Consider the following 18,846-nt stretch of genomic DNA (forward strand, 5'->3'; position numbering starts at 1 on the left):
ATGTGGAAACAAAACTTCACAGCCTTACAGACCATAGTTAGAAGAGAATGGATTCGAATCATTCGGATTTGGGTACAAACATTGATTCCACCAGTCATTACAATGGCTTTGTATTTTTTAATATTTGGAGAACTCGTTGGTCGACAAATTGGGAAAATCGGAGAGTTTAGTTATATCGAGTTTATCGTACCGGGACTCATTATGATGAGTGTCATTACTAACTCTTACAACAACGTTGTGTCTTCTTTCTTTTCCAGTAAGTTTCAAAGGAATATTGAAGAATTACTCGTATCACCTACATCGCCTTATACCATTGTAATCGGATATACATTTGGTGGTGTGGTTCGTGGTATCTTTGTGGGAATCCTTGTCACCCTCACCTCTCTCTTTTTTACAAACCTTCGTTTTCATAATCCGTTTGTGATTCTTTTCACAGTCATCATGACATCGATTTTATTTTCCCTAGGTGGATTTTTTAATGCTTTATTCGCAAAAAAATTTGATGATGTGACGATCATTCCCACATTCATTCTCACACCCCTTACTTACTTAGGTGGAGTCTTTTATTCTGTAAAAAACCTCCCTGTGTTTTGGCAAATGGTCTCTTATTTTAATCCCATCCTTTATATGGTAAACTTATTCCGTTATGGATTTATCGGAGTTACCGATGTCAATTTATGGTTTTCTTTTGGGTTTATCACTCTGCTCTCGGGATTACTTTTTATGATCAATGTGAGGTTAATGAAAATTGGTTATGGAATCAGAAACTAAAATATCAAGACAAAGTCGCATGGAAACCATTCTGAATGAAAAATTTTCACCTAAGGTTCTTCAACTGACTGATGTTACCTTAGAACATGCCGGTCACCCAGGGGTCACCAAAGATTCAAAAGAAACACACTTTCGTTTGTATATGGTTTCCCAAAAATTTTACGGCAAATCCACAGTCGAAAACCACCGAGCGGTCTACCAGGAACTCGGAGAAGAATTTAAGAAAGGTCTCCATGCATTAGAAATGGATCTTTCTGCCCCATAAGGATGTCTAATGAGTATGACTAAACCAGTACTAATCAGTTTTAAACTTTGCCCTTTTGTCCAACGTTCTGTGATCAACCTTCTAGAGAAAAAGGTGGATTACGATATCAAATACATTGACCTCGCAAACAAACCGGATTGGTTTCTAAAAATCTCTCCTTTTGGAAAAGTACCCGTTTTACAAGTGGGAGATGATGTCATTTTTGAATCTGCAGTCATCAACGAATACTTAGATGAAACAAGTGCTCCCGCCCTCCACCCAAGTAACCCCATCCAAAAGGCAAAACACCGCTCTTGGACGGAATTTGCGAGTGCTCTCCTTGTGGACCAATATGGATGGACCATGGCCAAAGAAAAAACGGACTCCGATAAAAAGAGAGAAGAACTAATTTCTAAATTCAAAATTTTGGAAGCAGGCCTTCCTTCCCCTGTTGGTCAAACCCTTTACTTTGCTGGGGATAAAATGCACTTAGTGGACACTGCCTTTGCCCCATTTTTTATGCGTTTGCAATTTTTAAGCGATCATAAATCAGACCTTAACTTGTTAAAGGATTTTCCCAAAATCCAAAAATGGAGCGAAACTCTACTTTCATTGCCATCGGTGAAGAATTCTGTTTTACCAGAAGTGCCTAAAGAATATATTGAATTTATTAAAGCCCACCATTCTTGGATGGGAGGAATACTATAGGATGACAATTCCAGAAATCCAAAAGAAAATTGAAGACGGTCTTCCCGGCAGCAAAGTGGAAATTTTAGATCCCTATCGGGACGGAGTCCATATCAAAGCAGTGGTAACTTTTTCTGGTTTTAGCGGTAAAGGACTCATTGAGCAACACCGAATGGTGTACGCAACTTTGAAAGATGAATTAAAAGAAGAAATCCATGCATTAGCATTGGAAACTAGGAGTGAATAACCATGGAACAAGAATTAAAGGATAAAATTGAATCCTTAATCAAATCAGAAAACGTATTTCTATTTATGAAGGGAACGCCAGAAATGCCACAATGTGGATTTTCTGCAGGTGTTGTGACAACTCTCAAACAACTAGGAATACCGTTTGGTTCTTTCAATGTTCTATCTGATATGAAAATCAGAGAAGGAATCAAAGAATATACAAATTGGCCAACCATTCCCCAACTTTATATTAAGGGTGAATTTGTAGGTGGTCACGATATTACAGTTCAAATGGCTCAGTCCGGTGAACTAACAAAAAAAGCGAGCTAATCAAAATGATTCGCCTCTACCAATACGATACTTGTCCTTATTGCAGGAGAGTGATCCATACTGTGGAATCACTTGGGCTTGTTCCAGGAAAAGACATTGAATATGTAGAGGCTTCTTTTGGAACTCCAGGCCGAGCAGAGGTAGTTCGGCTAGGAGGACAGTCACAAGTCCCCTTCCTTGTAGACGGTGAAGTCCAGATGTATGAATCTGCCGACATCATCTCTTACCTAAGATCCAAGTATTCCTAATTACTTTTAGAACCGCCCCTCTAGCACGCAATAGTCAAATCAAAGTTATACCTTAGTTTTACTATGGCATAACTTTAATTGATAAATCAAAGCTTCCCGGGATTTCTAAATCTTGTGACTCGTTTTGTGATTTAACGAAAACCAAGTAAATCCAGAATCTTATCACCAACAAATCTTGGTTTGCCTGCATAGGGAAATTCATGGATATATAACACTGGATTAAAATTGATTTCTAAAATTGCATACGTTTTTGGATCTGGTTTCAATTCTATTTGGGAGGAAATGATATCAATTCCACAAATCACAGCACCGGCTGCTTTCGCCGCAGAGATGGCAATGGTTTTGAATTCAGGATGCACTAGGTCTGTTACATCAAGTGAATCCCCTCCAGTCGATATATTTGAATTCTTTCTTAAGAAAATCTGTTTTCCCAAACCAGGAATCGAATCAAAATCTAAGGATTGGTCTTTTAGAATTTGTAATTCCACTTCCGACATCTGAATTTTCTCAAGTGCCGTTTTGTGACCTTCTCCTCGCCTCGGATCTTCATTTTTTCTTTCGATTAAATCTCTGATGGAACTTTTTCCATCACCAGTAACGTTTGCAGGAATTCGGTTACAAACAGCAATGACTTCCTCACCCAAAACTAAAAACCGATATTCAGGTCCTTCTATAAACTCTTCTATGATGATGGAATTAGAAAGTCCTAAGGCAGTTTTTACAAATGATTCAAACTTTTCTAAACTGTCTCCCGGATTAGAAATCCCAATTCCAAGCCCAAAGTTTGTAGTCACTGGTTTAATCACTTTCTTTTTGTCTAAAAAGAAAGTGTAGTCTTTTCTTGCATCTTCTAGTGAAGAATAATTTCTCCCTACAGGAACACGAATTCCATGTTCATCTAACACAAGCTTGGAGGCAATTTTATTCTCCATCACTAAGTAAGTCATTAGAGAATCTAATCTAGTTTTACTTGCTTCTTTTACAAACTCTGAATGGTTTCCTTGTACTAGGCGGAGAAAATTTTCTTTACGATCCACAATCTCAATTTGAATCCCACGTGCGAGTGCGTCTCGAATGATGATTTGTGTAGAGATCTCTAAGTCTTCAAAGCCTAATGGTAAAGGTTTGGTTTCTGTCACTTCAGACCCCACTACAAAGTTTTAAGGGTTTGATTTGGATGGGTTTTTGATTTTTCTTTAAATGACTACCTTCCAAATTTTCGATCTTTTCCTTTTCGTAAATTGACTGTTCACTTAAGTCTTCATAGTATTTGATTCGGTTTGGTGCGAGAGGATATTTCAGAAGTTCCTCTTTATGAGCCTTGGCAAGAACAAGTCCAAATTCCCTGAAACTCAATTTATGAATTTTTAAATCTAACTCTGACATAGTAGAACCTAATTGGGTTGGATCATTCCATTTTTCCCATTGTGCTTCCCATGCCTTACTATAGGGCCCGTTCGCATCATTTTCATCTAAAAGGTCTGCAATGGGTTGAATCTCTTCAAATAGTTGATACGTTAAATCACGTAGAGAAATATCTTCTCCCATAAACTTAATTTTTGTATCTTCTTTTCTACCAAACCAGGTGGTAAGTTCTTGGTTTTTTCTCCAATCTGCCATTTCCACCAAATCAGCCTTAGCTGATTCATTTAACATACAATAAAGAAGAACCATATGTAAAAAATATAGTCTGTGTTCTTCCACTCCAATGGCAGAAAATGGATCCAAATCAAGAAGCCTAATTTCTAAGTATTCTACCCCTCTTTCCACAAGGGCATCCACAACTCGTTCATCACCCCGAGGAACCTGTTTGGGACGAACCAGAGAATAGTATTCGTTTTCCAATTGTAAGATATGATCATTTAGTTGGTTCGTTGGTTTTCCATTAAACTGTTTATATGGAGAATAAGCTTTGGAAACTACATGGCACATTCCTGTCGCATATTCTTCTAATGAATTTACTGAAATAGGATATTTCCCTTGTACTTTACTTGTGTATCCAATATTGGAAAGCCTAAGTGTCGTTGCAAAATCAGATTTTAAAGTTTTTGAATCTAATTTTTTGATTTGTTTGGATTCTTCCGTAAAAGTAACATCCGTTAAACTTGATGATCCAAATAAATACAATAAAGCAGGGGAAATTCGATAAAAATTGCGAATGGTATCAAAGTAAATTTGTGATTTTGTTTCTGGACTTAGTGGCTTTTTAAAGCGTTTTTCTGAAACAATAGATAACATACATGTATCAAAAGATACATTGTAATGTACACCTGAGATGGTTTGCATTTTTTTTCCGTATCGGTGGCCAAGTCCGTTCCGATAGATGGTTTTTTTTCTGCCTTCGAGAGAGGTTCCATAATTGCCCACTTCGATTTTATTTTCCGAAGGCAAAACGGGAGGCATACTAAAAGGCCATAAATATTCCGAATCAAGTTTTGCCATGGTAAAGGCATGTAATTCTGTTAATTCATGCAGTGCATCAGGAATGGATTTATGAATCCCAGTAGCATACTCGACTTGTGCTTCTGCAAAGTCAGTTTTGATGAGAGGATGCGTGAGGCTGGAACCCAAGGCCTTGGGATGGGGGGTGTTCGCTAAATTAGACTTTCCATCGATCCTTGCACTTTCTCTCTCTAATCCATGTTTGGCGCTTAGCAAACAGACTCTATATTCTTCTGATAATAAACTACGTGTTGAATTTTTTTTTGTCGATGTTAATAACTTTCGTTTCATGGTTTAAAAACCTAAAGGAACTCCTTCCCCTTTGGGATCGGACGCGCCAATCAAGCGGTCCCCCTCTCTTGTTACGGCAAATACTTTAGCACGATGCCTAATATATTGGACTTGATAAAATGGTAATTCCAATTGCGGAAACGATTCTTTTATTTCAGGATCTAAAAAAACTCGATCGGGTTGGAATTGATGATGGATCCTAGGATAAGAAACGCTTTCGTATAGGCTTTCTTTCTGAACCAAATACCGGTACAGGGTATTAAAAATTGAGGTAGGGATTTGGGAACCACCAGGAGCTCCAATCACAAGCTTTGTTTTCCCAGTTCCATCAAGAAGGATGGAGGGACTCATACTGGAAAGGGGAGTTTTTCCGGGTTCAATAGCATTGGCTTTCGAACCCACAAGGCCGTAAAGGTTGGGAACTCCCGGCAGAATGGCAAAGTCATCCATCGTATTATTCAAAACAAGTCCAGTCCCCGGAACCATTTGGACAGCTCCAAAAATTCCATTGATCGACTGGGTGGTAGAAACCGCATTTCCATCCTTATCCAAAATCGAAATATGGGTGGTATTATAAGCCTCAGGTTTCTTTATTTCCTCTTTGGGAACGGGCCAACTTCCTGAGACTACTTTTTTCTCAATTTCATTCGTTTCATCTTTTGCATAACTTGCAGATAGAAGTTTTGAAACAGGGACGTTTGTAAATCCAGGGTCACCTCCCAATTCTGCTCGGTCTCGATATGAAACTCGCATAGCCTCTGTAATGCGAATTATCTCACCAACATTACCCGATGGGAAGGTATTCCTTTTTTGCATCTCGGAATATAAATTCATCATAGTGATGAGATGAACTCCTGAACTAGGAGGAGGCATAGTCAAAATGGTATACCCCCAAACGGAACTCTGTAAAGGTTCTGTCGTTCTCACTTGGTAATTTTTGAAATCATCTTCCGTGATGAAGTTTTCATATTCAGTATAATAATCAGAAACTAACTTAACAGTTTCCCCTTCCAAAAACTCTTTCTCTGCATTTTCAACGATCCTTTCCAAGGTTTTTGCCAAGTCTTCTTGGATGAGAAGTTCCCCTTCCCGTATGGCCCGATTATCAATTCCGAAAACCTTTTTCATGGCTGGGTTCATATCTGGCCAAGTTTTCGATACCGCAAGCGCCAAATCTCCATAAACAGAAAATCCATTTTTCGCATAACGAAAAGCAGGTGCCATTACTACATTTAAAGGTAATTTGCCATGTTGTTTTTGGATTTGTAAAATTCCCTGTACGGTTCCGGGGACACCTGCACTATAGGCGCCTTTTAAAGTTTTACCTGAAATGACTGTTCCGTCTGGATTTAGATAAAAGGAGGAGGTTCCCTTTTTAGGAGAACGTTCTCTAAAATCATAAGCCCATTTTCCTTTGGCTGGGAGATGGACGATGGCAAACCCACCTCCAAGGAGTCCCGTGGAATGAGGACGAAGGACAGAGATGGCAAAACTTGAGGCAGCAAAAACATCGACTACGTTTCCACCTTGTTTCCAAACTTCCATACCTGCTTGTGAGGCCAAAGGATGGTCAGAGGAAATGATGATTTCTTTTCCGATAAATTCATACCGATCTCGCTTTGCACTAGCTCCTTCCACCTGAGGAATGGCAGAAGAAAAACTTCCCTTTCCATTTAAGGAATCTTGTAAAAACGGAATCGTTTCACAAGACTGGAAAACAAAAAATAGAACTAAGAGTAAGTTAGCTCGCCTGTAAAAACTCAATCGAAGATCCCCATCTGCATTTTGGCTTCTTCGCTAGCCATCGAACGAGGTTCCCATTTGGGGTTCCAAACCACATGAACCACTGCTTCGCTGATCCCATCCACACGAAGGGCATGGTTTTCGATGTCCTGTTTCATTTGTGGGCCAGCAGGACAAGCAAGGGAAGTATACGTCATGGTGATGTCTGCTTTTTCCCCTTCTACCTTGATATCATAAATCAAACCGAGTTCAATGAGTGAGATTCCAATTTCAGGGTCTTCCACCATTCGAACACTATGGAATACTTCCCATTCCTTCTCAGTTTCAGGATCACGAATCATTTCTTTTCCTCACTTAATTTTACTAAGGTCTGCCAAGGCAAAAGCCCACAACGGAACCTACCTGGATGAGAACGAAGAGTTCTAAAAAAGGATACCTCTTCCAAATCCTGAAACAAGTCAGAATCCCCCCCATCCAAAATTTTTTTTCTATCTAGTAGATAAGACTGGAGATGACTCCGCAAGAGTGTTGTTTTATTTTTAAAAAGGAATCCTGCGGCGGCAGAGCAGATAGAACAAGACTCACCACCCAGTCCTAACACTTGAATCAACTCACCGTCTATTTGATAGTGAATTAAAATTTCATCCCCGCATAAAGGGTTTAAACCTTTTATGGTTTCATGAGACTGGGACGGTTTTTCCCAAAGTCCATAGGATTTCCAACGAAGGAAATCTTCAAAGTTACTTTCTTGCGACACGACCAAAGATTGATTTTACCTTGTCAATGGAATGAACAAGAGCATCGATATCTTCTTTTGTATTGTATAAATAGAAAGATGCGCGACAAGTTCCAGGAATGGATAATTGTTTCATCAGAGGTTGGCAACAGTGGTGGCCTACCCGGATGGCAACTCCTTCTTCATCCAAAATAGAACCAACATCATGAGGATGGATTCCATCCATAGTAAAAGAGATAACCCCTCCTCTTTTATCTAAGTCATCAGTTCCATAAATTTGAAGTCCACCAATCCGATTCAAACGTTCAAAAGCATATTCGGTTAACATACGTTCATGTTCTTTGATGTTTTTCATTCCCACTTTTTGCAGATAATCCAAAGCATGACTAAATCCAATGACCCCAGCAATGTTCGGAGTCCCCGCCTCTAATTTGGCAGGAAGAGCTGCATAAGTCGAAGCTTCCAGTTCGACAGATTCAATCATATCCCCGCCACCAAGCCAAGGTGGCATGGCTTCTAAGATTTCTTCTTTGCCGAAAAGTACACCCACTCCCGTTGGCCCAAGCATCTTATGCCCTGAAAAGGCATAAAAGTCTACGTCCATATCAACTAAGTGGATCGGCATATGGCATGCTGCTTGCGCTCCATCTACTAAAATCTTTGCACCGACTTGTCTCACTCGGTCCGTAATCTTTGTTAGGTCATGAACAGTACCCGTCACATTCGACATTTGGCTAATGGCAACAAGTTTTGTTCTTTTAGTAATGATTTCGTTTAGATTGGATAAATCGTAAGTAGTATCTTCTTTGATGGGGATGAATTTTAAAAACGCCTTTTTTTCCAAAGCCAACATCTGCCAAGGTACTAAATTCGAATGATGTTCTTGGACTGATAAAACAATCTCATCACCTTCACTGATATTCGTTCGTCCCCAGGTTTGAGCCACTAAGTTAATGGCATCTGTTGTTCCGCGAGTGAATATAATTGCTTTTGCACATTGGGCTTGAAAAAAATGAGAAGTTTTGATTCTTGTACGTTCAAAAAGTTCTGTTGCATGTTGCGATAAATAATAAACACCGCGATGAATGTTTGCATTATCATTCGCATAATAGTCATTTGTTGCATCAATGACAGACTTTGGTTTTTGAGAGGATGCCCCATTGTCTAAATAAACCAGTGGTTTGCCATTGGGCAAAATCCGAGACAAGATAGGAAAATCTTTTCTGATTTGGTAAGGATCTAAACTCATACCGCCTCCAAATCTACTTCCAAATCTTCACCCACCACTCGGACAGGAAAAGTCAAAAGAGGCTCTGTCGCAGGAAGGGCCAAAACCTCACCACTGCGAACATCAAATTTGGCAAAATGCCTTGGGCAAGTGATGACACAACCTTCTAATTTTCCGCAAGAAATCTCTTCCCCATCATGGGTACAGGAGTCTTCAAACGCAAAATATTCACCTTCTACCTTGGTCACGACCACATTGAAGTGACGTGTTTTCACAACCACTAAACTACCTTCATTTACTTCTGAAGTAGAGATCAATTTTTTAAAGGCCATTATTTGCCTCCGATGAGAATCTCTTTGATTTCAGATTCTAAAGATAACTTCACCTCTTCGGAAAATCCAATCGAATGAATGGTTTCTCCATAAAAAGCAGTCACAAGTAAAGCTTTGGATTCTTCTGGGGTGAGGCCGCGGGAGAGAAGATAAAAATACTGCTCTTCATCAATATCACCCACGGTTGCGCCGTGCGTACAAGATACATCTTCTGCGAGAACTTCCAACTTAGGGTTGGCCTCCGCTCTTGCCTTTTTATTCAAAGATAAATTAAAAGACTCTTGGTGTGCAGTCACCTTTTTTAAGTTTGGTGGAATATTCAAATTCCCAGTAAAAATATGATGGGACTTATCTGTAACAATTGATTTATAACTAATTTTACTTGTGGTATGGTCCGCATGGTGATACATTTCCATATCCAAATCTTTTAAGTTGCGACCGGACAAAGCAGAGACCCCATCCACAGTCACGTCAGCCCCTTTCCCAAGTAAATGTGCATGCAAAAAAAGTTTAGAACGAAATCCACCCATAGGATAATGGTGGTATTTTACATGAGAATCAGAAAAACCAAGAATACAAACATTACGAAACCGATATAAATCTAAATCACTGGATTCTCGATCTAAAATTTCTAAATAAGCACCATCTTCTGCCATATAAAAATCAAGAGAAGAACTCATATGAAGGTCTTCGGAATCATGTGCGGTTTTGAATTGGATTTCTGTTTTGGCTGTTTTTCCTTTTGGGAGATAAAAAATCCGAACAGAATGTTTAGGCCGATCTCCCTCTTCTTCATACCGAAAGAGAGATTCTCCTTCTTCCAAAAGAATGATTTCATAATTCGGTGCAGCCACTAAGTTCAAAAAGGCGAAGTAGTCTTTCGGCGTGTATTTTAATAGATTCGTAAAGATTGTTTCAATGGTTTCTTCTGCGAGTGTTTGATCATTTGTATCTTCCTCAGATGCTCCCAAACGCACCTCTTGGGGATCAAATTGTAACTCTTTCCAATCCACAGAACCAATCGGAAATTTTCTCCATGCTTCATCAGAATCTTTAGGAAGTTCTAACTGGTTCCAAATTTCGAGAAGGGATTTACGGAAACTTGTACTTCGATCTTTTGTGAGAACCAATCGATTTCTCGTAAGTGAGGAATTCATTTGACTCCTTCTCTCTCCAAAATCCAATCATAACCAACTTCTTCCAATTTTAAGGAGAGGTCTTTACCACCTGTCTCTAAAATTCTTCCATCTGCAAACACATGTACAAAATCAGGAACAATATAATTTAACATTCTTTGGTAGTGAGTGATGAGTAAAATCGAACGTTCCGGATTTCTGTTGGAGTTAATTCCTTCTGAAACAATTCGCAGCGCATCAATATCCAAACCAGAATCTGTTTCATCCAAAATGGATAAAACAGGTTTTAATAAACTCATCTGTAAAATTTCGGCCCGTTTCTTTTCCCCACCGGAGAATCCATCATTCACATAACGTCCGATAAATGACTGAGGGACTTCCAAAAGATCCATAGATTGTTTTAGTTCTTGTTTGAATTCTTTCACAGGAACTTCTTTTCCACGATGTGCCTTGAGAATGGACTTTAGAAAGTTTCCAATCGTTACACCTGGAAGTGAAGTTGGGTATTGGAAGGATAAAAACAATCCAAGCCTTGCCCTTTCATCAGTGGTTTTATTTAAAATCGACTCTCCCCGAAAGAGAATGTCTCCAGAAGTAATCGTATATTTCGGATGGCCAAGAATGACATTGGAAAGAGTACTCTTTCCTGATCCATTTGGTCCCATGATGGCATGGACTTCACCGGGTCCAATGGTCAAATTGACTCCCCGGAGGATCGTTTTGTCCCCTACGTTGGCATGTAGAGATTTAATTTCGAGAATAGCGGACAAGGTGGTATCCTGTATTGTATATATTTAGAATGATTCTATAATTTAGACGAATCCCTTCTACCAGGAAAAAGCACCACTCAAAAAAAACAAGATTCTATTCCGACCAACCTACCTGGGCAATCAGGATCTTTCCATTCATCAAAGAAAAAGTAAAAATCACATATTGGTTTTGGTTTGAGATGTCATACAAGGGATAAGTCACCCCCCATTTCTTTCGGAACCGCTCAGACTCTTCCTTGTGTTTTAAAAAGTAAGGTTTCCAAGCGTAGTTATTCCCAATTTGACGGGATCTTTCCAAATACCCACCGTTTGCCCGGTCCAAATCATAAGTAGGAGTGATTTGGTACCCTTCTGCGTCACAAACAAAGACTTTTAAGATCTCTCTTGGCAAAGAACCAAGGATTTGTCCGAACCTGTAGGAAAAATCCTCCTCTTTCACATCAGAAAGCTCATAGAAAAGGTCTTGGAGTTGGTCAATGATTCGCTGTTCCCGAACTCCCTTCTCCCTGAGTTCCCGCGAACGGACACTGGAGAAGTTTTCTAAAACTGTTTTCATCTTATCCGAGAAAGTATTTCGATTTAGAAAATGCGGATTGGGGGTAGAGAAATAAAATCCTTGGAGGAGATTGGCTCCCATGGATAAAGCCAGGTTCACCTCTTCTTCCGTTTCGATCCCTTCAAAGAGAAGTTGGCTTCCGAGTTTCTGAGACATTTCGGATATAGCACCCAGAACTTGTTTGAATGAATTTTTGTTCAAACTTTCTCTCATGATCCGAATGTCGACCTTCATGATATCGGGGTGTAAGTATCCAATTCTTTCTAGATTGGAAAATCCAGTACCCAAATCATCAATGGCAATTTTCAGGCCGTAATCCCTGAAGATCTGAACGATTTGGATGAGCCTGTCAATAGAACCGTCAAATTCATCCTCAGTGATTTCGATCACGACTTGGTTGCGATCGATTCCATACTTTTCAATGAGTTGAATGATATGAAAGTTTTCAGCAAATAAATCGGTATGATGCACCCGAGATAAGAAATTCGGCATCATATTGAAAAAGAGTTTGGTTCGAAGTGAACTCTCTTTTAAGGTTTGGACTGCTTTTTCTCTTAGAATTCTGTCAATATTGTAAACGGGAACTGGATCCTGATCCCGATTGTGGAAAAGACCACCCAAAGATTCATAGGTGTTTTTCTTGGGATTGAACTGACGACCCAGCACTTCGTATGCTGAGATCGAACGATTGATGGCATTGACGATGGGCTGGAAATGTGGGACAAAGTATGTCTCGTTCCAAAACTGGTTTCCTTCCGTTGATTCCGTTGTGAACATGGTTCCCTTTCGTCCAGGCTAGAACCCAAGAAAAAACTGACAAGTCAAAATCCTCAAACTTTCGACAAATCCCCAAGAAAAATGACCCATATTTGACCCATCTATGTCAATTTGACTTAAATTGTATACCCATCGGGAACGGCCGTATGCCTAGGAACAACGATGATTCCCTCTCGGATCCGAATGTATTCGTCCTCGTATTCTTGAAGATTCTGTTCGTTTAACAGCCGAACGTTGGCACCAATGGCACAGTCTTTATCGACAATTGTCCGTCGTATTTCACAGTTAGGCCCAATTCCAATCGGAATCTTTCCTGACTTCCGGTCAAAATACCCGTAGTGATCGAGTCCCATAATGATGGAGTCATAGATTTTGGTTCCCGAAGCAATGAGTTGGCGAACCCCGATGATGGACCGGTGTACCTCACACTGGTTCAAAATCGTTCCTTCGGAAATCAGTGCCTGGTTGACCACAGCCTGGATGATCTTAGAAGGAGGAAGTGCCCTGGCCCGAGTGTAGATAGGAGTTTTCTCTAAGTAAAGATTGAACTTCGGGATATGATCAGTTAACATCAAATTGGCTTCGTAAAAAGCACGAATGGTTCCAATGTCTTCCCAATACCCATCATAAGTATAAGCCTTAACCTTTCTTTCGCGGATGGCTTTTGGCAAAATTTCTTTTCCAAAGTCTGCCATATTTCGATCTTCTAATACATCAATGAGAGTGGATGTATTAAAAATATAAATTCCCATATTCGCAAGGAAGTTCCCGTTTTTTGTACGACAAGATTCTACTTGTGAAACCTCTTGGGGTTTTTCAATGAACTCCTGGATGAACCCACCCACTCCCGACTTAACAATTCCTAGTCCATAAATTTGGTCTTCTGGGATGGCATTGGTGGCTACAGATATTTCTGTTTCTGGATCCATCAAATGACTCTGCATAAAATCAGAGAGATCCATATTATAAAGTTGGTCACCGGATAAAATAAGGACGTATTTTGGTTTTTGTTCTCTGATATAGGGGAGAACCTTTCTCACTGCATCCGCAGTTCCTTCAAACCAATTGGCACTCGACACAGTTTGTTCAGCAGCAATGATTTCCACAAAACTTTTCTGATGGATATTATTGGTAGCGTAGGTTCGGTTGATGTGGCGGTTTAGGGAATAGGAATTAAACTGAGTGAGGATAAATATCTTTTCAAAACCGCTGTTAAGCGAGTTAGAGATAGGAATGTCAATGAGGCGGTATTTACCACCGAAACTGACTGCTGGTTTGGATCTTTTTTCTGTTAGAGGTAATAAACGAGTTCCTTTCCCTCCACCTAAGATGATGGTCAAAACTTCATCTTTTTTTAAAATGAAGTCTACACAATCAATAGAGTCTTCTTGAAATCGCATACCTTTCCTTGTAATTCAACTGTAAGAAAAAGCAAGAAAAGGTTAAAAAGATCTCTATTTTTTTAATAGAGCTTCCAAGATTTGTTTTCCATCCATCTTTCCTGTGTACGGATTCACAGCACGCTCTGGATGAGGCATCATTCCTAGCACATTTCCCGCTTCATTACAAATTCCTGCGATATCATTTAAAGATCCATTCGGATTTTGTTTGTAACGAAAAACCACTTGGCCATTTTTTTCTAATCGTTCTAAAGTTTCAGAGTCTGCAAAGTATGCACCTTCTCCATGTGCAATGGGAATGGAAAGTGACCCCTTCAATCCTTTTGCAATTTTGTTCTCTGCAACGGGAATGAGATCCACATCTTTACAAATATACTTTAATGTTCTGTTATGAAGTAAAGCTCCTGGAAGAAGTCCAGATTCCGTAAGAATTTGAAACCCATTACAAACTCCGAGCACCTTTCCCCCTTGGTTGGCGTATTTCACAACGGAATCCATAGCATTGGAAAACTTTGCCATAGCACCACATCGTAAGTAATCTCCAAAAGAAAACCCACCAGGAAGAACAACTAAATCAGGGATGTCAGAAAAAGATTCTTTATACCAAGTGTATTCTACCTTGGCTCCAAATTCAGATTCGAGTATAGTCCCTACATCCTTATCACAATTGGAACCGGGAAAGGTAACCACTCGAACTTTCATACTTTCTCCACAACTAAGCGGTAAGTTTCAATCACTTGGTTCACAAGTAAAGATTCACAAATTTCTTTGGCAGATGTTTCTGCTTCCGCTTGTGAGCCTGCACTAATCTTCATTTCGATGTATTTTCCAACTCTTAAATCAGAGATAGAGGTTTTCCCTTGGTCATGAAGGGTACGGAGAACGGTTTGGCCTTGGGGGTCAAGGACCGATTCTTTGAGAGTAACGTTTATTTTTGCGACAAACATAGGGTGATTTTATCTTCCAATTCCAAGTATTTTTTACGTAGTTCTAGGATCAAGGATTCAGGCAATGCGGGGGGCGGTGGATTTTTGTCCCAATCCGTAGATTCGAGCCAATTTCGGAGGATTTGTTTATCAAAACTGGCGGGAGTTTTGCCCAGTTCGTAAGTGGATGCGTCCCAATACCGGGAAGAATCTGGGGTTAGGATCTCATCGATTAAAATAGGTTTTCCGTCCACGAGTCCAAATTCGAACTTTGTATCACAAAGAAGGATGCCTTGTTTTGCCATCAGCTCATGTGCTTTGTTGTATAAATGAAGAGAAAGTTTCTTTAGTTCGGCAAAGATTTCCTTTCCCACTTCTGCTTCCATCGTGGATTCACTCACGTTTTCATCATGGCCGGAATCATTTTTCCTGGCTGGAGTGAAGATCGGAGTTTCAAACTTGTAAGATTCGAGAATGCCCTTGGGATACGGGACGTGAGCAATGGTTCCATCCGCTTTGTATTCCTTCCAAGCAGATCCCGTGAGATAACCACGGACAACACATTCAAAATCAATTCGTTTGGCTTTTTTGACTAAAACGGAACGATCCCGAAGTGATTCCGCGTTTTGGAAGGGAGCCGGGAACTTGGAAACGTCATCGGTAATCAAATGGTTTTTGATTTCAGGAAAATGGCGAAACCAAGCAGTAGAGATACGAGTGAGAATCTTTCCCTTATCAGAAACTGGTTCGGTAAAGACCACATCGAAAGCAGAAATTCGATCGGTCGCAACAAGAAGAAGAGAGTCTCCTAAATCATAAACATCTCTGACCTTGCCTTTATAATTAGGACTAGGAATCATAACTGTATACACACCATGGCCATATCATCACTCGGAGTGGAAGATCCACAAAATTCTAAAATTTTATCTTGGACTGATTGTAAAATGTCTTCACCTGACTTTACCGATTGGTGAAAAATTTCTTTCATTCCTTCTTCGGTAATGTATTCGGACTTAGAGTTCATTGCTTCACTGGCACCATCCGTATACATAAAAAACAAAGATCCATTTTTTAATTGTACTGTTTGTACCTCGTCATTGGCGGTAAAGTTAATTCCCATAATCATAGGACTCATCCCTTTTAGGAATTTGGTTTCACCGTCAATGTAGACTAAGGGAGCGGGATGGCCGCCATTGATATAAGATAACTTTAGATCTTGGTCAAGAATCGCATAACAGAAGGTGATTGCATAATCTTCGGGAAGAACTAGTTCCATATTTTTACGTAAATGTTCTACCCGTTCGTGAAGTCCCATCGATGCCACTAAATTGAATAATTGCATTTTGAACATCGCACCGATAAGAGCCGCACTCGGACCATGGCCCGAACAATCGGCAATGACAATATGGAGTTTTTTTTCTTCGATCCAAGAATCAACAAAGTCCCCACCGATCTGTAAATAAGGATGAAATAAAGTTTGAGCTTTGATTCCATTCCAAATAAAACTTTTTTCTGGAATTAATTGGTCTTGGACTCGCCTTGCGGTTTGTAATTCCTTTTCATACTTACTTTTTTGTCTATACAACTCATCTTGTAAATCTTTCAAACGAATCACTGAATGGATTTTTGCCACGAGTTCCCTTTTGTTAAAAGGTTTGTTGATAAAATCGTCCCCACCATTTTTCATCGCTTCCTGAAATCCCACCTCTCTTTCAATCGAGGTGATAAAAAGAATCGGAAGGAGTTTGAACTGGTCCATGGTTCGCAGTTCCCGACAGAAGGAAAACCCATCCTGAACAGGCATATTCACATCTAACAGGAGAGTGTCGATAGCTGTATTCAAAAGAACTAGACGCGCCTCTTCTGCGGAGTAAGCAGTATAGGTTTTAAATCCCTCTTGTTGGAGAAGGTATTTCAAAAGTTCCACATTTTCGGGAACATCATCCACGATGAGAATGGTATGAATGGCTTCTTCTTTCGACATGGTTTAATCCAGTTCCGATTTCAGTTTGGATCTAATATCTTGGATTTTTTCACTACGGTTGGAAACAAGAAAAAGGATTAAAAATAGAAAGTGGAAGGCAAGCACTCCAAACCACATACTCTGTTTCATATCAGAATCCATCCCACCCTTTCCAAGAACACTCCCCGGATGGTTTCCTGGATTCTCAATCCACCGAATGGCACCCCAAGTAAGGATGGCACTGACAGCACAAAGTACGGAAAGATAGGCAGAAAGGATGGCTTTTTTTGTTTTTGCCGGAACCAAATAACGGAAAATAAAATAACTTACAAGCGAAATACAAAGGATAAAAAATGACTGCAACCTAGCGTCTGTTTTGTCCCAAGGAACACCCCAAGCACTGTAAGCCCAAATCGGGCCAGAAAATAAAACACCAACTGCAAATAAAAAAGAAAGTTGGTTTGCGGTAAAGGCAAGCCGATCCCAAAGCATATTCCGAGAAAAAAGAAAAATAAGAGAAAATAAAAAGGAGAGAACAGGTCCATATAACGCGACCCAGGCGACAGGAACATGTAAATAAAAAATTCTGTGGCTTAGCCCTTGTTCTAAAATCACATTGGGGTAAACTAACGATAAAATAATGGCAAAAACGAGTGAGAAACAAACAACGAGGTAAAAACCGATGTCGAAAGCGGGGTGGAATATCCGAATCTTACGTTCCATTTTTTTCCAGATTTTTATAGATGGAAAGAAATTCGAGGAGAAAACAAGGCATTAATGCTCATTCCTTAGAATCTCAATCATCACAGAACCGAGTGTTGCATAAAATAACATAAAAAAGAGGAGTAAACCCACGGAAGGTAGGTAAAACCCTGGTTCCAACCAGTATCTGTGTTCCGCCTCTAACCCAAACAGAAAAAGGGGAATGGAAAAGGGAAGTTGCAAAAGGGGAATGATGATTTCTTTCAACCGGCTTTCAAAGGCAATGAGACCAAGAGAAACACCGAGAAACACCAAACACCCACTCCCTAAATTAGCAAAAAGCCATTCTCCCCAGTACCGATCCACACTCATGTTTTGAAAAAATACAGAGAGGATAAGAACCAAAGAAGCATTCACAAGGATGGTACAAAACCAAATCGCACATGATTTAGCCAAATACAGAGAAATAGGACTGACAAAGGAAACACTAGCCTCCCAACCCATAGACTCTCTCTCTTCCCAAAGACTTTGGCTTACGATCACAAAGTTGAGTAAAAAAATAATTGCCCATTTGATTCCGCGAATGCTTCTTTCTGACAACATTTCGTTTACTTCAATGGAAGTGTAAAAAATAAAAACAACAGAAACACTTAAAGTAAAAAGAGAAACAATTCCTCCGAGAGAACGGCCAATCAAATAAAATTCTTTTTTAAGTAATGTGAGTAACAAACACCCCTCCCTTTTCTATTTTCAATTGGGAAGTACATTGTAAATCCGAAGGAATGGAATGGAGAACAATGAGTATGAGTCTTGACTTTGATTCTAAATTTAAAAGTTCTGTGAGGGTTTTGGAAGATTCAGCATCCAAACCAGTATAGGGTTCATCAAATAAAATCAGATCCGCCGAAGAAAGTAAAACCCGCAAAATTGCCACTTTCTGTTTCATTCCCCGAGAGAATGTATGGATCGGATCCCAAATTCTTTTTTGCAAACGAAAGGCTTCTAATAACTCCTTTCGTTTCGAAAGATCAGGTTCTCTTCCATCTAACTTGGAAAAATAATCCAAATTTTCCTCTAAACTTAAAGAAGAATAAAATCCGAGTTCATGGCCAAGGTAGGTAAGTTTTTTTTTTCCCTGATTCCAAGTCCATTTAGGAGAGGAATGGGAATGGTGGTAAATTTCTTTTAAGAGTGTGGACTTCCCCGCTCCGTTTTCCCCAAGGACTGCGACAAGTCCCGTCTTAAAAAAAGATAGATTGATCTCTCTAAGTAAGACCTTTTCGCCGACACTTATAGTAAGCGCTTTTGTTTCCAAAAGGGTTTGGTTCATTCTACA

The 18,846-nt window shown here is 39.7% G+C and carries 24 protein-coding genes; 6 read left to right on the forward strand and 18 right to left on the reverse strand.

The window, feature by feature from the left end; all coding sequences use genetic code 11:
- The 6 genes from CH361_RS10185 to CH361_RS10210 are packed head-to-tail and all read left to right on the forward strand — an operon-like array spanning position 1 to position 2,508.
- Positions 1-771, forward strand: a complete 771-nt coding sequence (locus CH361_RS10185) for an ABC transporter permease (protein ID WP_100790725.1) — start codon at positions 1-3, stop codon at positions 769-771.
- A gap of 19 nt (positions 772-790) precedes the next feature.
- Complete coding sequence (locus tag CH361_RS10190) at positions 791-1,036, forward strand: BolA family protein (protein WP_244279793.1); 246 nt, start codon at positions 791-793, stop codon at positions 1,034-1,036.
- Between the two features lie 15 nt (positions 1,037-1,051).
- The gene (locus tag CH361_RS10195) at positions 1,052-1,723 is read left to right on the forward strand and encodes a glutathione S-transferase family protein (RefSeq protein WP_100790957.1); all 672 of its coding nucleotides are present in this window, start codon (positions 1,052-1,054) and stop codon (positions 1,721-1,723) included.
- A gap of 1 nt (position 1,724) precedes the next feature.
- Positions 1,725-1,949 (forward strand): BolA/IbaG family iron-sulfur metabolism protein, encoded by a 225-nt coding sequence (locus CH361_RS10200; RefSeq protein ID WP_100743087.1) that lies wholly within the window; start codon positions 1,725-1,727, stop codon positions 1,947-1,949.
- A gap of 2 nt (positions 1,950-1,951) precedes the next feature.
- Complete coding sequence (gene grxD, locus CH361_RS10205; protein ID WP_100790727.1) at positions 1,952-2,260, forward strand: Grx4 family monothiol glutaredoxin; 309 nt, start codon at positions 1,952-1,954, stop codon at positions 2,258-2,260.
- Between the two features lie 5 nt (positions 2,261-2,265).
- Positions 2,266-2,508, forward strand: a complete 243-nt coding sequence (locus tag CH361_RS10210; protein WP_100790728.1) for a glutathione S-transferase N-terminal domain-containing protein — start codon at positions 2,266-2,268, stop codon at positions 2,506-2,508.
- 131 nt (positions 2,509-2,639) lie between these two features.
- Here CH361_RS10210 and gshAB read toward each other — a convergent pair whose 3' ends face one another.
- From gshAB to CH361_RS10300, 18 genes are all read right to left on the reverse strand, one after another.
- Positions 2,640-3,647: a bifunctional glutamate--cysteine ligase GshA/glutathione synthetase GshB gene (gshAB, locus tag CH361_RS10215; RefSeq protein WP_100790729.1), complete on the reverse strand. Its 1,008-nt coding sequence runs from the start codon at positions 3,645-3,647 to the stop codon at positions 2,640-2,642.
- Position 3,648: 1 nt separating this feature from the next.
- Positions 3,649-5,241: a glutamate--cysteine ligase gene (gshA, locus tag CH361_RS10220; protein ID WP_100790730.1), complete on the reverse strand. Its 1,593-nt coding sequence runs from the start codon at positions 5,239-5,241 to the stop codon at positions 3,649-3,651.
- Positions 5,242-5,244: 3 nt separating this feature from the next.
- A complete protein-coding gene (ggt, locus tag CH361_RS10225) occupies positions 5,245-7,005 on the reverse strand; it encodes a gamma-glutamyltransferase (protein ID WP_100790731.1) in 1,761 nt (586 codons plus the stop codon).
- The gene (locus tag CH361_RS10230; RefSeq protein ID WP_100790732.1) at positions 7,002-7,325 is read right to left on the reverse strand and encodes a metal-sulfur cluster assembly factor; all 324 of its coding nucleotides are present in this window, start codon (positions 7,323-7,325) and stop codon (positions 7,002-7,004) included. Before CH361_RS10230 ends, ggt begins: the two co-directional genes overlap by 4 nt.
- Positions 7,322-7,741: an iron-sulfur cluster assembly scaffold protein gene (locus tag CH361_RS10235; protein ID WP_100790733.1), complete on the reverse strand. Its 420-nt coding sequence runs from the start codon at positions 7,739-7,741 to the stop codon at positions 7,322-7,324. The genes CH361_RS10230 and CH361_RS10235 overlap by 4 nt, the downstream gene beginning before the upstream one ends.
- On the reverse strand, positions 7,725-8,969 hold the full coding sequence (locus CH361_RS10240; protein WP_100790734.1) for a cysteine desulfurase: 1,245 nt from the start codon (positions 8,967-8,969) through the stop codon (positions 7,725-7,727). Before CH361_RS10240 ends, CH361_RS10235 begins: the two co-directional genes overlap by 17 nt.
- Positions 8,966-9,280, reverse strand: a complete 315-nt coding sequence (locus tag CH361_RS10245; protein ID WP_100790735.1) for a Rieske (2Fe-2S) protein — start codon at positions 9,278-9,280, stop codon at positions 8,966-8,968. Before CH361_RS10245 ends, CH361_RS10240 begins: the two co-directional genes overlap by 4 nt.
- Positions 9,280-10,437, reverse strand: a complete 1,158-nt coding sequence (locus CH361_RS10250; protein ID WP_100790736.1) for a SufD family Fe-S cluster assembly protein — start codon at positions 10,435-10,437, stop codon at positions 9,280-9,282. The genes CH361_RS10245 and CH361_RS10250 overlap by 1 nt, the downstream gene beginning before the upstream one ends.
- Positions 10,434-11,186, reverse strand: coding sequence for a Fe-S cluster assembly ATPase SufC (gene sufC / locus CH361_RS10255; RefSeq protein ID WP_100790737.1), 753 nt, complete (start codon positions 11,184-11,186; stop codon positions 10,434-10,436). Before sufC ends, CH361_RS10250 begins: the two co-directional genes overlap by 4 nt.
- 94 nt (positions 11,187-11,280) lie before the next feature.
- A complete protein-coding gene (locus tag CH361_RS10260; protein WP_100790738.1) occupies positions 11,281-12,519 on the reverse strand; it encodes an EAL domain-containing protein in 1,239 nt (412 codons plus the stop codon).
- Between the two features lie 116 nt (positions 12,520-12,635).
- A complete protein-coding gene (locus tag CH361_RS10265) occupies positions 12,636-13,919 on the reverse strand; it encodes a sugar phosphate nucleotidyltransferase (protein ID WP_100790739.1) in 1,284 nt (427 codons plus the stop codon).
- A gap of 54 nt (positions 13,920-13,973) precedes the next feature.
- A complete protein-coding gene (gene purQ, locus CH361_RS10270; RefSeq protein ID WP_100790740.1) occupies positions 13,974-14,621 on the reverse strand; it encodes a phosphoribosylformylglycinamidine synthase subunit PurQ in 648 nt (215 codons plus the stop codon).
- Positions 14,618-14,866, reverse strand: a complete 249-nt coding sequence (gene purS / locus CH361_RS10275) for a phosphoribosylformylglycinamidine synthase subunit PurS (protein ID WP_100790741.1) — start codon at positions 14,864-14,866, stop codon at positions 14,618-14,620. The genes purQ and purS overlap by 4 nt, the downstream gene beginning before the upstream one ends.
- Positions 14,848-15,705 (reverse strand): phosphoribosylaminoimidazolesuccinocarboxamide synthase, encoded by an 858-nt coding sequence (locus CH361_RS10280; RefSeq protein ID WP_100790742.1) that lies wholly within the window; start codon positions 15,703-15,705, stop codon positions 14,848-14,850. Before CH361_RS10280 ends, purS begins: the two co-directional genes overlap by 19 nt.
- On the reverse strand, positions 15,702-16,829 hold the full coding sequence (locus CH361_RS10285) for a PP2C family protein-serine/threonine phosphatase (protein WP_100790743.1): 1,128 nt from the start codon (positions 16,827-16,829) through the stop codon (positions 15,702-15,704). Before CH361_RS10285 ends, CH361_RS10280 begins: the two co-directional genes overlap by 4 nt.
- Before the next feature lie 3 nt (positions 16,830-16,832).
- Entirely contained in the window at positions 16,833-17,531 is a 699-nt protein-coding gene (gene ccsA / locus CH361_RS10290; protein WP_100790744.1) for a cytochrome c biogenesis protein CcsA, read from the reverse strand.
- A gap of 51 nt (positions 17,532-17,582) precedes the next feature.
- On the reverse strand, positions 17,583-18,239 hold the full coding sequence (locus tag CH361_RS10295) for a heme exporter protein CcmB (RefSeq protein WP_100790745.1): 657 nt from the start codon (positions 18,237-18,239) through the stop codon (positions 17,583-17,585).
- A complete protein-coding gene (locus CH361_RS10300; protein ID WP_100790746.1) occupies positions 18,220-18,840 on the reverse strand; it encodes an ABC transporter ATP-binding protein in 621 nt (206 codons plus the stop codon). The genes CH361_RS10295 and CH361_RS10300 overlap by 20 nt, the downstream gene beginning before the upstream one ends.
- Positions 18,841-18,846: the final 6 nt, after the last annotated feature.

The sequence above is a fragment of the Leptospira brenneri genome (assembly GCF_002812125.1).
Lineage (GTDB): Bacteria > Spirochaetota > Leptospiria > Leptospirales > Leptospiraceae > Leptospira_A > Leptospira_A brenneri.